Here is a 12,689-nt window from a genome sequence, read left to right as displayed (position 1 = left end):
GGCGGTTCGCACCACGTTCCGGTCGTTGCACCGGGACTAGTCCGGGTGCGGTGCACGGAACGCGGTGCGCTGCACGAGAGGCGGTGCACCGCACCCGGGCACCGCCCGAGACGCGACTACCGACGCCGGCGACGCTCCGCGACGATCGTGCCGACCGCCTCCTCGATCCGCGGATGCGCGAAGACGTACCCGCTCTCGACGAGCCGCTCCGGCTCGGCCCAGCGGCTCTTGAGCACGAGCTCGGTCTCGGTGCGGAACGCCGCCATGCCGATCTCGAGCATCCAGCGGAACGCGGGCAGCCCGAACGGCATCCCGACCGCGCGGCGGATCACGTCCATGACGGTCCGGTTGTCGACCGGGTTCGGCGACGCGAAGTTCACCGGTCCGGCGATCTCGTCGTGGTCGCGCAGCCAGCGGATCGCGCCGACCATGTCGTCGATGTGGATCCAGCTGAACCTCTGGCGACCGCCCGGGGTCGCGCGCCGGTGGTAGGTGCCGGCCCACAGACGCGAGCGGGTGGCGGGCCAGCGGCCGTCGAGCTGCGGCCCGCCGAGTCCGCCGCGGGCGAGGTTGATCAGGGGGATCAGGGCTCCGCCGTCGCCGAGGACGATGGCGATCCGCATGGCCACGCGACGGGTGTCGGGCAGCTCGTGGCGGTCGAGCTCGGCCTCCCACGCGGTGGCGACGTCGACTGAGAACCCCGAGCCGATCTCGCCGTCGGACTCGGTCATCGGCCGGTCGTCGGCGTGCCGGTAGATGGTCGAGGTCGAGGAGTTCAACCAGAGCCGAGGAGGCACGGCGCAGGCGGCCATCGCCTCGCCCAGTTCGCGGGTGGTCTCGACCCGGGACCGCAGGATCTCGGCGCGGTTCGCCGGCGAGTACCGGCAGTTCACGCTCTTGCCCGCCAGGTTGACGACGAGGTCGGCGCCGTCCAGCAGCTCGGTGATCGCAGCCGTGTCGCCCCACCGGGCGTCGGGCCCGGTGCGGCCGATCAGGCTGACGCGGGCGCCCTCGGCGCGGAAGGCCTCGGCCAGGTGCCGACCGATGAACCCGGAGGCGCCGGCCAGAACGATGTGCTCGCTCACGCGGCGATCAGTCGGCGTGGGTCGGCGTGGCCGACTCGGTGCGGTCGTCGACGATGGCGTCGGCGGCGAGTCGACGCACGGCGTCGATGCCGTTCATCGCCGAGCCCTTCTGCTTGTACGGCTCGGAGCTCGCGACGACCTCTCCGGCGGCGGTGGTCAGCACGAAGCGGTACTCCCCGCCGGTGTCTCGGGTGACGATGAACTTGCCTGCCATGGTGGCCCCCAGTCGGACATGCGACGCGCTGTCGGTGTGGCCACACTGTACGACCCCGGGAGGGACGACCACCAGCGCGCCGCTCACAGTATTTGACATGCAGAATGCCGCTGTCCATACTGGACGGGCTGCGGCGCGACCATCCGGCATCGATCCCCCCTCGAGGGTCGGAGGTCGCGCCGTTCGCTCACCCAGACGGGCGCTCGGTCCTTGAAGGCAGAGACGGGGCCGGGCGCTCCCTGTGTCGCTTCTGCAGCTCGCGCCGCCCGCGTCGCGCGTCGCGCGTCGCGGGTCACGCCTCGCCCGTCGTCAGTCGGCCAGCAGGACCGCCATCGCCGACTTGAGCGCCTCGCGATCACGGCGCAGCCTCGCCACCTCGAGTTCGAGCTCGTCCACGCGGTCCCTCGTCGCGACGGCTCGGGGGCCGCCCGCACCGCCGGGGATCTTCGCGCCGCCTGCGCCGCCGGCGCCGCCGCCCGCGCGACCCGGGCGCGTCCCCGCGCTCGCCGGGCCTGCCGGTGCGTCGTCCCGCACCGTCGGGTCAGCCGGGTCGGGGGCGGGCTCGAGCGTGATCGGGGCGATGGCTCTCTCGTGGGCCCGGATCCATCCGCGCAGCGACTGCTCGCCGACTCCGAACTCCGCGGCCGTCTCGCGGATGATCGATCGATTGCCCGGTTCGGACGCTCGGCGCTCGAGGACGCGGCCGAGCGACTGCTCGCGGATCTCGTCGGAGTACTTCTGTTCGAAGGGCATGGTCGTCTCCCGATGGTCGGCGTGGTAGGCGGCGGTGCGTTGTGCAATCGACTGTGATGACCATACTGCAGGCCATATGAGATCGTCGTGACAGCGGCTGAGCGCCCCGATGAGATGTGCTGCTCTCCTCTCGTCGGAGGTCGGATCCCACGTGATCGGCCTGTCGCGCGATGGGCATCATGTGTCGCTCTCGCCCCCTCGGCGCGCAGGTCGAGGACCCCTGTCCGGCACCGAGTCGGCGATCGGTCCGGCCCGAACCGCCCGTCCTGCCCGATAACACGGCATCGACGGCTTAAGGTGGCACTGTGTGGCGCGCCGACAGACAGCATGACAACGACGACGACGGAACCCGTTCCGTCGTCGTCCCGACGAGCGCGCCCGGTGGCGCCGCCTCCCCCCACACGGTGAGCCTCGGTGACCCGGGCCTCTCGGTCGGCAACGCGGCCGAACCCGTCTGGGCCGTGTGGCGTCAGCAGCTCTCCGACATCGGGGGGCGCTCGACCCTGCTGCACTTCGGCGACGAGCAGCGCGCCCGCATCGAGTTGAGCACGACCCACCCGGGCGGTCTCGCGCAGTTCATCACCGGCAAGACCACCCTCCTGTCGAGCCTCATCCGCGACGACCTCGCCCTGCGCACGGCCCGCATCGCGGCCGGCGAGATCGCGGCGAAGGGCCTCGAGCTGGCGACCGTCCGCGGCATCGACGCCGTGCACCTCGCGATCGGCGTCGCCGCCTGGTCGCACGCCGGCCACGACTACCGCGCTCCCGTGCTGCTCCGCCCGTTGGCGATCCGCCGTCACGGCCGCGACTTCGAGGTCAAGCTGCTGGGCAAGCCGTTCCTCAACCCGGCCCTCGTGGACGCCCTCCACGAGCAGTTCGACATCGCCCTCGACGCCGAGTCCTTCGTCGCCCTCGCCAGCCGCGAGGGGTCTTTCACGCCCAACCCGGTGATCGACCGCCTCCGCGGCCTCACGGCCCACCTCGAGTGGTTCACCGTGCAGCCGAGGCTCGTCGTCTCGACCTTCGCGGAGGTCGGCACCGAGATGGCCCTCGACACCCGCGAGCTCGGGCACCCCGTGCTCGACGCCCTCGCCGGCAACGCGATGGCCCTCCGCCAGGTCGCCGAGGCGCACCGGTCCGCGTCGGCGACGCCGCAGGACGAGCGCAGCCCCGAGACCGACACCCTGCTGCTCGACGCCGACCCCGAGCAGGAGAACGTCGTGGCGCAGATCGCCGCCGGCAACTCGGTCGTCGTCAAGACGCTGCCCGGGACGGGCGGCACGCAGACGATCGTCAACGCCCTCGGCCGGCTCGTGTCGCAGAACAAGCGCGTGCTGGTGGTCAGCGCCCGCCGGGCGACCCTCAACGGCATCGGCGACCGTCTCACCGAGATCGGCCTGCCCGGCGTCGCGGTCGCGCCGAAGACCCTCCGCCGCGACGTGATCCGCGCCATCGGCCGCAACGAGAAGGCCGCCAAGCCCCAGATGGGCGAGGTCGACGACGCCCTCGTGCGCCTGCGCAAGGTGCTCGTCGACTACCGGGGAGCCCTCAGCAAGAAGGACCCGCGCCTCGAGGTGTCGGTGCTCGACTGCCTCACCGAGCTGTCGCGCCTCGCGCTGCTGCCCGCGTCGCCGGCCACGACGGCCCGGCTGAGCCGGCGCAGCGTCGAGGCGATGGTGGACGGCCGCTCGCGCGTCGCCGAGACGATGGTCAACGCGGCCAACCTGGGCGAGTTCCGCTACGGCCCCGGCGACTCGCCCTGGTACGGATCGCAGTTCACCGAGACGCTCGGCGCCGGCGACGCCCACCAGCTCGCGAAGAACCTGCACCACCGCGATCTGCCCCGCCTCCTCGAGCGGGCGAACGACGTGATCGGCAGCACCCGGATGCGCCCGTTCGAGTCGATCGCCGAGCTGAGCGTCTACCTGCGCCTCCTGACCGAGATCCGCGACACGCTCGACAAGTTCCTCCCCGTCGTCTTCGACCGCTCGGTCGCCGAGCTCGTCGCCGCGACGGCGCCGAAGCGCGAGGCGCCCGACATGTCGAGCGCCAACCGTCGACGGCTGAAGAAGCTCGCCCGCGAGTACGTCCGTCCCGGCGTCCACATCGCCGACCTGCACAGCGCCCTGCAGCGGATCCAGCAGCAGCGCCTCGTCTGGCAGCGCTACGTCGCCGCGGGCACGCCGCCCGAGGTGCCGACCGGCATCGCCGACACGCACGTGCTGCACCAGCAGGTCTCGCAGGATCTGGAGCGTCTCGACCGTCCCCTCGGACTCTCCGGCGACGACGGCCTGACCGAGATCGGCGTCGTCGAACTGCAGCAGCGCCTCGAGGCCCTGGCGGCGGAGAGCGACGTCCTGCAGAACCTGCAGGAGCGCACCGAGCTGATGACGACGCTGCGCGACCTCGAGCTCACGCCCCTGCTCACCGACCTCGCCAACCGGCACGTCCCCGAGCAGCAGGTCGCCGCCGAGCTCGAGCTGGCCTGGTGGCGTTCGGCGCTCGAGTCGCTGCTCGAGGCCGACCGCGCCCTGCTCGGTGCGAACACCGCCATGCTCGACCGTCTCGAGGCGGACTTCCGCCTGGTCGACGAGGCGCACGCCGCCGGCAGCGCGCAGCTGCTCGGCTGGCTGCTGGCCGAGAACTGGACGATCGGCCTGGTCGACTGGCCGGACGAGGCCGCCGCCCTCAAGCGCCTCCTCCGTCAGGAGCACGTCACGGCCCGGCTGCTGCACGACGCCGCACCGCACCTCTCGCGGTCGATCGCGCCGGTGTGGATCGCCTCGCCCTACGAGGTGCACACGATCGCCGACACCGTGCCGTTCGACACGGTGATCCTCGTCGACGCCGGAGCCACGACCATCGCCGAGAACGTCGGCGCGATCCGTCGCGGCAAGCAGACCGTCGCCTTCGGCGACCCCGTCACGCAGACCCCCGCCGAGTTCGACATCGCGGTGACGCCCGGCAAGCGTCCGCCGTCGCACGACGACGCCACGCTCGAGGCGCTGCACTCCGACAGCGCCCTCGCCCGACTGTCGACGCTGCTGCCCGTGCTCTCGCTGACCCGCAGCTACCGGGCCGGCGGCGAGGACCTCGCCGAGCTGGTCAACCGCCGCTTCTACGGCGGGCGCATCGAGTCGCTGCCCTGGGCGGGCAGCTTCCTCGGACACGGCAGCATCGCGCTCGACTACGTGTCGGGCGGCACGGCCGTCCCCGACCCCGAGTCGGGCGCGGTCGAGAGCGTCGACGCCGAGGTCGACCGCGTGGTGTCCCTCGTCGTCGAGCATGCGCGCACTCGTCCCCGCGAGTCGCTGATGGTGATCACGGCCAGCGCCAAGCACGCCGTCCGGGTGCAGCAGGCCGTGCTGACGGCGGTGTCCGGCCACAAGGACCTCACCGAGTTCGTCGTCGGCGACCGCGCGGAGCCGTTCATGGTGGCGACCCTCGAGCAGAGCGTCGCCCAGAGCCGCGATCACGTGATCTTCTCGATCGGCTACGGCCGGACGCCCCACGGCCGCGTGCTGAGCGACTTCGGCCCCCTCGGGCAGCCGGGCGGCGAACGCCTGCTCGCGGTCGCGATGACCAGGGCCCGTCGTTCGATGGTGATCGTGACCTGCTTCCAGCCGCGCGACATCGACGGCGGTCGCATGGGGCACGGCACGGTCGCCCTCTCCGAGATCCTCACCGAGGTGCAGGTCCGCACCACCGCCGAGCACGTGCCCGACGACAGCGATCCGATGCTCGTCGACCTGGCCCGTCGCCTCGAGGCCAAGGGCATCCCGGTGGCCCTCGGCCACCGCGGCAAGCTCGGCCTCGTGGCCGCGCACGACGGCGTCTGCGTCTCGATCGAGACCGACACCACGCTGTCGCGCACGAGCCTGCGCGAGTCCCTGCGCTCACGCCCCGAGACGCTGCGCCGCCTGGGGTGGCACTACGTCCGGGTGCACGCGTTCCAGCTCTTCACCGACCCCGACGCCGTGGCGTCGCGCGTGGCCGAGGTGCTCGGCATCGACGGCGCGCGCACGACCGAGATCCCGAGCGTGCCGGCCAGCCAGCACGTCAACCGCGGGTGACCCGAGGAGGCGCGACGTCCGGCGACGACACCCCTGGCGTCGTCGAGGCGGCCGAGCAGCGACCCCTCGTGGTGCGGCGTCGAGCCGGGCGTCGGGTGACGACCGATCCGGTGCCCGGCAGCGACCCGACTCCGGCACCCGAGCCTCCTCGGCAGGGGTCGGGCGAGAACGACCAGCGCCTGCGTGCCGACGTGCCGCCTCACTGGGGCTGACCCCGCGGAGCGCCCCACGCGTGGGCGGGGGCGGCGGGTTCCGCGCACGGCAGGCGGGTCGGCGCTGACCCGCCGACGGTGCAGGGGACCCGCCGCGCGATCCGGGAGCGGTCAGGCGAACGGCCCGCCACGAGGGATCGTGGCAGGCCGTTCGCGGGCGCGCGTGCGCCCGGGGGAGCAGGGTCAGCGGCTCCCGAGGGGGCCGTTGGCGGTGTTCGCGTCCGACGCGTCGGCGACGGGGGCCGCGTGCGAGCCGGAGGCCGTCACGGGCGCGTTCTGGGCGCGCAGCAGGTCGCGGATCTCGCTGAGCAGCTCGACGTCGGTCGGCGGCACGTCGACGGGCGTCTCCTCCGCCTTCTGGCGGGCGAAGGTGCGCTTGAGCAGGCCGTTGACCGGCAGCACGAGGCAGAAGTAGACGACCGCGGCGATGATGACGAACTGGATCGCCGACCCGATCACGGCGCCGAACAGCAGGTCGGCCGACTTGCCCGAGAGGGTCGGGATCGTGACGACGAGGCTCTCGTCGAGCGAGGCGGCGTCGAAGGCCGCTCCGATCAGCGGGTTGAAGATGTTGGTGACGAGCGAGGTGACGATCGCGGTGAACGCGGCGCCGATGACCACGGCGACCGCGAGGTCGATCACGTTGCCGCGCAGGATGAATTCTTTGAAACCCTTCACGGGTGAGCTCCTTCGGATCGGTTGGTCTGAGACGTTCTCAGGAACCACTCAACCACCGATCGAGGGGTTGTCCGCGACGCGCGCCGATCAGGCGGCGCCGGAGCCCTTCGCCGACGACCCGCCGCTCGACGAGCCGCCGCCGGAGGAGCCGGACCCGCTGGTGCCGCCGCCCGACGTCGAGGTCGTGCCCGCGCCTCCTGAGCCGCCCTTGTCGGACGACCCGGAGGAGGCCGGGGTCGAAGCGGTCTTGTCGCCGGAGCCCGAGCCGGAGCCCGAGCCGGAGCCCTTCGACCCCGAGCCGCGCGAGTCGGTGCGGTAGAAGCCCGACCCGTTGAACGTGACGCCGACGGGGCTGAAGACCTTGCGGAGCCGGCCCTCGCAGACCGGGCAGACCGTCAGCGTGTCGTCGGTGAACGACTGGACGATGTCGAAGGCGTTGTCGCACTCGGTGCAACGGTAGGAATACGTGGGCACAGCGGTTCCTCAGGAGAAAGGGCGACGAGTCAGAACTCGTGGATGCCGGAGGGGGTGACGACCCCGTCGACGGGCTGGTCGTGCCGTTCGCGCGGCACGGAGTCGACGTACTCGGGGTCGAAGACCACAGCATAGACCGGCGGGCGTTTCTCCATCGACCCGAGGGTCTTGTCGAAGTAGCCGCGGCCCCAGCCCATGCGCATGCCGCCGTGGTCGATCAGCGCGGCGGGCACGATGATCAGGTCGACGTCGTTGATCGCCATCGGGCTGAGGACCTCGCCGACCGGCTCGGGGAGCCCGAACAGGCCGCGGGTCTCGCTCTCGCCGTCGCCGACGGCCCAGTCGAGCAGGCCGTCTTCTCGTGAGATCGGGAACAGCACCCGGATGTCGTGGGCGAAGGCCCAGTTGACGAACGGGCGCGTGTCGGGCTCGTCGGCCGCCGACAGGTAGGCCGAGACCGACCGCACCGAGAGCCGGGTGGCGATGTCGATCAGGTGACGGGTGATGCCCTCGCTCGCCTGCGCCTTCTCGTGGTCGCTCTGGTTGCGGCGCCGCTGACGCAGCTCGGCGCGCAGGGCACGTTTCTCGTTGCCGACCTCGTCCGTCATGTCCCTAATCGTAGGGGGAGCAAACGTAACCCCCACGAAACGTCGCGGGTCGATACGCTGTGCCGCATGGGCTTCACAATTTCCAAAGCAGTCATTCCCGCAGCGGGACTCGGCACCCGATTCCTCCCCGCGACCAAAGCCATGCCGAAGGAGATGCTCCCGGTCGTCGACAAGCCGGCGATCCAGTACGTCGTCGAGGAGGCCGTCACCGCCGGCCTGACCGACGTGCTGATGATCACGGGGCGCAACAAGAACGCGCTCGAGAACCACTTCGACCACGTGTCCGAGCTCGAGGAGACCCTGAAGAAGAAGGGCGACCACGACAAGCTCGCCAAGGTCAACCAGTCCACCGACCTGGCCGACATGCACTACGTGCGCCAGGGCGACCCGCTGGGCCTCGGCCACGCCGTACTGCGCGCCAAGATGCACGTCGGCCGCGAGCCGTTCGCCGTGCTGCTCGGCGACGACATCATCGACGCCCGCGACCCGCTGCTCTCGCGCATGATCGAGGTGCAGGGCGAGAAGAACGCCACCGTCGTGGCCCTGCTCGAGGTCGATCCGTCGCAGACGCACCTCTACGGCATCGCCACCGTCGAGAAGACCGACACCGACGACGTCGTGAAGATCACCGGGCTCGTCGAGAAGCCCGCCCAGGGCGAGGCGCCCTCGAACCTGGCCATCATCGGCCGCTACGTCATCCGCCCCGAGGTCTTCGACGTGCTCGAGAAGCAGGAGCCCGGCAAGGGCGGCGAGATCCAGCTCACCGACGCCCTGATGAAGATGGCCAGCGCGGAGGAGTGGACCGGCGGCGTGTACGGCGTCGTGTTCCGCGGGCGCCGCTACGACACCGGTGACAAGCTCGACTACATCAAGGCGATCGTGCAGCTCGCCAGCGACCGCGAGGACATCGGCGGAGAGCTGCGTCCGTGGCTCAAAGAGTTCACGGCCGGACTGGAGTAGGCGAACACACCTGTGGCGAACATCCCCACGCTGGCGGAGGGGCGGGTCGGCATCCGGCCCCTCCGTCTGCGTGACACCCGTGACCTCGACGCGGCCCTCGGCGAGAACCGCTCGTGGCTGCGCCAATGGGAGGCCACGAACCCCAACGGGTTCACCAGCCACGACGTCCGTGGCAGCATCCGCTCCCTGCAGATGAACGCGCGGGCCGGTCTCGGTCTGCCGTTCGCGATCGAGCTCGACGGCCGTTTCGTCGGGCAGCTCAACGTCAGCGGCATCACCTACGGCTCGCTCGGCTCGGCCACGATCGGCTACTGGGTGACCCAGGCCGCCGCCGGGCACAACGCGACGCCGATCGCCGTCGCCCTGGCGACCGATCACTGCTTCCGTGCCCTCGGACTGCACCGCATGGAGATCTGCATCCGCCCCGAGAACGGGCCCTCGCTCCGCGTCGTCGAGAAGCTCGGCTTCCGCTACGAGGGTCTCCGACGTCGGTACATCCACATCAACGGCATGTGGCGCGACCACTTCTGCTTCGCGCTCGTCGCCGAAGAGGTGCCCGAGGGCGTGCTGCGACGATGGACGACGGGCATGGTCCCCGCCGGCCAGGGCAGCGTGCCGCCCGAGGCGCTCGCCGAGGCCGGGCGCAGCCTGCCGATCTGATCGGGCGCGGTCCGCCGTGCCGATCCGGCGCCCGCGGGCTCTCAGCCCTCCCCGGGTGGACTTTCCCTCCCGATCGTCCAGACACACCTGTCGACTGCACCGCCCGGCGCGGTCCGCACTCATACCTTTGTGACCATGAACATCGAGTCCTGGGGTGGTGGCGTCGTGCTGGCGCTCGTCGCCGTGCTCTGGCTCGTCTACCTCGTGCCCACCTGGCACAAGCGTCAGGAGTACCTGGCCACCGAGCGCAACGCGGTGCGGCTGCAGCAGACGCTGCGGATCCTCGCGCAGACCGCCGAGCTGCCGGAGGAGGTCCGCATCGAGGCCAACGCCAAGTCGGTCGCCGACGCCCAGCGCATCCTCCGCGACGAGGAGGCACGGCGCGAGGCCCTGCGCCGAGCGCACGAGGCGGCCCGTCAGCGGGCCATCACCCGCGAGCTCGCCGCCGCGGGTCCCAAGCTCTCCGCCGCCGATCGCGACCCCGCCCTGGCGGCGAGGCGCCTCCGCCGTTCACGACTCGTGTCGACGGTGACGCTGGTCGTCAGCGTCGTCGCCGTCGTGTTCGCCGCTCTCGACCTGCGGGGCGCATGGGTGCTCGGCGTGGCCGGGCTCGTCTTCGGTGCGGGCGCCGTCGCCATGCTCTCGCAGCTCGCCGCCGTGTCCCGAGCCCGGTCGCGCCGCCAGGCCGTCGCCGCGCCTCCCGTGGCGCAGCCCTTCCGTGACTTCGCCGGCGTCATGAGCTCCGGCGAGCGAGCCGAGGAGGCGCGTGACAGCGAGCCCGCCGTCTCCCGCGAGTGGACCCCGGTCCCCGTGCCCAAGCCGCTCTACCTCCGTCGTGGCCGTCAGCGCGCCGTCGCCTCGAACGCCGCCGGCGCTGCCGCCGGGGCGTCGACCGCGTCACGGACCGACGCCGCGCCCGAGCTGCGTGCCGAGTCCGCGCGCTCGGTTCAGGCGCTCCGCGAGGCGCAGCTCGACGCGCTGCGCCAGGCGGCACGGGCCGAGGCCGCGCTGAACGCCCCGAGCCGGGTCGGACGCGACCGTCCCGCCCCGCCGGCGCCCGAGGCGACCACCCCGGCGACGCGACCCGAGCCGGCCGCCCAGCCCGCGCCTCCTGCGGTCGTCAGCCCGTTCGCCCGCATGGGCATCATCGACGACCTCGGCGAGTCGACGTTCCGGCTCGATGAGGCCCTCGAGCGGCGCCGCGCCGTCTGACACGCCCGAGCCGCCCGGTTTGACCGCCCCCGCCGGGGTGCTATCGTTGCAGAGCAGTTTCCGGGGCTATGGCGCAGTTGGTAGCGCGTCTCGTTCGCAATGAGAAGGTCAGGGGTTCGAATCCCCTTAGCTCCACGGAATGCGAAAGGTCCTCCTCACGGAGGGCCTTTTCGCATTCCTCCGTGCTCGTCGGAACAGCGGGAGGTGTGGGCTCCGCCGCCTTCGGTGCACGGATTGCAAGATTCTGCTGTGAGTGGGTGACGCGGGGGCGTCGCGGTCCTAGCATCCAGCCATGACACTCGCAGTCGAACTCAGCTCCCTGGACGACCACGGTCGCCCGGTCTGGTACCTGCACTACTCGTACCCGTGCCGTCTGCCCGGCGAGCCGGGCCGCGGACCGTACTCGTCCCTCCTGCAGGCCGAGGAGGCGCTCCACCACCTGCGCGAGGCCGCCCACTCCTACGGCGAATACGAGTTCTCGGCCGTGGTGCGCGGGTGAGCCCCGCCGCCGCACCGACGTCGACCCTGGCCGGCTGGAGCCGTGCGCCCTTCACCGGCGGCGGCCTCACCTACGACTGCTACGAGAAGGGCACGGGGCCCGGCGTGGTGCTGATCCCCGAGGTGCCCGGGATCACGCCCGAGGTGCTGGGTCTGGCCGACCACCTCGTCGCCTCGGGGTTCACGGTCGTCGTGCCGTCGCCGTTCGGCGAGCCGGGCCGGGCGGCCACGGTCGGCTACACGCTGCGGGTGGTGTCGAGGCTCTGCGTCTCGTCGGAGTTCCGGGCGTTCGCGACCGGAGCGCACCGGCCGATCACCGACTACCTGCGGGCGGTCGCCGCCGACCTCGCCGACCGCACCCCGGGTTCCGGGGTCGGCGTGATCGGCATGTGCTTCACCGGAGGTTTCGCCCTCGCGGCGGCGGTCGACGATTCGGTGCGGGCGTCGGTGCTCAGCCAGCCCGGAGTGCCGTTCCCGGTGTCTCGGGCCCATCGGGTCGATCCCGGCCTGTCCGCCGCGGAGTTCGACGCCGTCGCCGCCCGTGCCGACGCCGGTGCGGTCTGCGCCATCGGCCTCCGGTTCAGCGAGGACTCCGTCGTGCCCGCCGCTCGCTTCCAGGCGATCGCCGACCGGCTCGGGGGAGCCTTCGAGGTCATCGAACTCGACTCGTCTCCCGGCAACGAGTGGGGTTTCGCCGGGTCCGCCCACTCGGTGCTGACCGGCGAGGTGCGCGACATGCCCGGTCAGCCGGCGCTGGCGGCACGCGACCGCGTCGTCTCGTTCCTGCACGAGCGGTTGGCTGCCGAACCGTCGTGATGCGGGAGGCGCGGGTCGGCAGGTGAGCCGCCCCGCGCCTCCCGAGTGCGATCGCGGAGGCGAGGGTCCGGCGCCGGCTGACCCGTGCCTCCCTGATGTCGTGCCCGCCGGTTCGCCGCTCAGGGTGTGTGCAAATCGCGACCGGGCGGCGTCCGGCAACCGGTTTTTCGGGTTTGAGGACGGCACGTCGAGCGGATCCGTCGGGTTCGGTACGCGAGCGGCTCGTATCGAGGTCGGGTTCGGCTCGACTCCTCTGCGAGGACCAGTGCCGAACCCGACCGGAATACACGCCTGGACGAGTACCGAACCCGACCATTCCGCTCGAAAAGCAGGGTTCCGGGCTTCGAACACCCCGATTCGTCGCCGATCCGTCGCGATTTGCACGCTACGGGAAGGGGGTGCGGCGAGGGGGCGGGGTGCGGCGAGGGGGTGGGCGAGCGGGCGAA

General features: G+C 71.8%; 12 protein-coding genes and 1 tRNA gene. 7 read left to right on the top strand and 6 right to left on the bottom strand.

Annotation, left to right across the window (positions count from 1 at the left end):
- Positions 1-116: 116 nt before the first annotated feature.
- The 3 genes from FFA01_RS14990 to FFA01_RS14980 all read right to left on the bottom strand — a co-directional run bounded on the left by FFA01_RS14990 (position 117) and on the right by FFA01_RS14980 (position 2,052).
- Positions 117-1,085, bottom strand: a complete 969-nt coding sequence (locus FFA01_RS14990) for an epimerase (RefSeq protein ID WP_146856995.1) — start codon at positions 1,083-1,085, stop codon at positions 117-119.
- Positions 1,086-1,092: 7 nt separating this feature from the next.
- Positions 1,093-1,299, bottom strand: a complete 207-nt coding sequence (locus tag FFA01_RS14985; RefSeq protein ID WP_146856994.1) for a YegP family protein — start codon at positions 1,297-1,299, stop codon at positions 1,093-1,095.
- Between the two features lie 309 nt (positions 1,300-1,608).
- A complete protein-coding gene (locus tag FFA01_RS14980; protein WP_146856993.1) occupies positions 1,609-2,052 on the bottom strand; it encodes a hypothetical protein in 444 nt (147 codons plus the stop codon).
- 305 nt (positions 2,053-2,357) lie between these two features.
- Between FFA01_RS14980 and FFA01_RS14975 the strand changes: the two genes are divergently transcribed.
- Entirely contained in the window at positions 2,358-6,125 is a 3,768-nt protein-coding gene (locus tag FFA01_RS14975; RefSeq protein ID WP_146856992.1) for an AAA family ATPase, read from the top strand.
- A gap of 395 nt (positions 6,126-6,520) precedes the next feature.
- Here the strand turns inward: FFA01_RS14975 and mscL are convergent, their stop codons facing one another.
- From mscL to FFA01_RS14960, 3 genes are all read right to left on the bottom strand, one after another.
- Positions 6,521-7,015 (bottom strand): large conductance mechanosensitive channel protein MscL, encoded by a 495-nt coding sequence (gene mscL / locus FFA01_RS14970; RefSeq protein ID WP_146856991.1) that lies wholly within the window; start codon positions 7,013-7,015, stop codon positions 6,521-6,523.
- Between the two features lie 87 nt (positions 7,016-7,102).
- On the bottom strand, positions 7,103-7,489 hold the full coding sequence (locus tag FFA01_RS14965; RefSeq protein WP_146856990.1) for an FmdB family zinc ribbon protein: 387 nt from the start codon (positions 7,487-7,489) through the stop codon (positions 7,103-7,105).
- A 29-nt stretch (positions 7,490-7,518) separates the two neighbouring features.
- Complete coding sequence (locus FFA01_RS14960; RefSeq protein WP_146856989.1) at positions 7,519-8,097, bottom strand: 5-formyltetrahydrofolate cyclo-ligase; 579 nt, start codon at positions 8,095-8,097, stop codon at positions 7,519-7,521.
- Between the two features lie 66 nt (positions 8,098-8,163).
- Between FFA01_RS14960 and galU the strand changes: the two genes are divergently transcribed.
- The 6 genes from galU to FFA01_RS14930 all read left to right on the top strand — a co-directional run bounded on the left by galU (position 8,164) and on the right by FFA01_RS14930 (position 12,243).
- Positions 8,164-9,057: a UTP--glucose-1-phosphate uridylyltransferase GalU gene (gene galU, locus FFA01_RS14955; RefSeq protein WP_146856988.1), complete on the top strand. Its 894-nt coding sequence runs from the start codon at positions 8,164-8,166 to the stop codon at positions 9,055-9,057.
- A 12-nt stretch (positions 9,058-9,069) separates the two neighbouring features.
- Positions 9,070-9,717 (top strand): GNAT family N-acetyltransferase, encoded by a 648-nt coding sequence (locus FFA01_RS14950; protein WP_146856987.1) that lies wholly within the window; start codon positions 9,070-9,072, stop codon positions 9,715-9,717.
- A gap of 135 nt (positions 9,718-9,852) precedes the next feature.
- Positions 9,853-10,929 carry a hypothetical protein gene (locus FFA01_RS14945; RefSeq protein ID WP_146856986.1) on the top strand — a complete coding sequence of 359 codons (1,077 nt, stop codon included), beginning with the start codon at positions 9,853-9,855 and terminating at the stop codon, positions 10,927-10,929.
- 62 nt (positions 10,930-10,991) lie between these two features.
- Positions 10,992-11,064 (top strand) — tRNA-Ala (locus tag FFA01_RS14940).
- A gap of 157 nt (positions 11,065-11,221) precedes the next feature.
- Positions 11,222-11,428 (top strand): hypothetical protein, encoded by a 207-nt coding sequence (locus FFA01_RS14935; protein ID WP_146856985.1) that lies wholly within the window; start codon positions 11,222-11,224, stop codon positions 11,426-11,428.
- Positions 11,425-12,243: a dienelactone hydrolase family protein gene (locus FFA01_RS14930; RefSeq protein ID WP_146856984.1), complete on the top strand. Its 819-nt coding sequence runs from the start codon at positions 11,425-11,427 to the stop codon at positions 12,241-12,243. Before FFA01_RS14935 ends, FFA01_RS14930 begins: the two co-directional genes overlap by 4 nt.
- Positions 12,244-12,689 lie beyond the last annotated feature (446 nt).

This window comes from Frigoribacterium faeni, assembly GCF_007988805.1.
GTDB classification, from domain to species: domain Bacteria; phylum Actinomycetota; class Actinomycetes; order Actinomycetales; family Microbacteriaceae; genus Frigoribacterium; species Frigoribacterium faeni.
The sequence above is the reverse complement of the archived record's forward strand: the minus strand, read 5'-3'. Positions and strand labels throughout refer to the sequence as shown.

Coding starts and splice junctions, on each gene's coding strand:
- FFA01_RS14985 (WP_146856994.1), bottom strand. CDS start 1,299: ATGGCAGGCAAGTTCATCGTCACCCGAGACACCGGCGGGGAGTACCGC.
- FFA01_RS14980 (WP_146856993.1), bottom strand. CDS start 2,052: ATGCCCTTCGAACAGAAGTACTCCGACGAGATCCGCGAGCAGTCGCTC.
- FFA01_RS14960 (WP_146856989.1), bottom strand. CDS start 8,097: ATGACGGACGAGGTCGGCAACGAGAAACGTGCCCTGCGCGCCGAGCTG.
- galU (WP_146856988.1), top strand. CDS start 8,164: ATGGGCTTCACAATTTCCAAAGCAGTCATTCCCGCAGCGGGACTCGGC.
- FFA01_RS14945 (WP_146856986.1), top strand. CDS start 9,853: ATGAACATCGAGTCCTGGGGTGGTGGCGTCGTGCTGGCGCTCGTCGCC.
- FFA01_RS14935 (WP_146856985.1), top strand. CDS start 11,222: ATGACACTCGCAGTCGAACTCAGCTCCCTGGACGACCACGGTCGCCCG.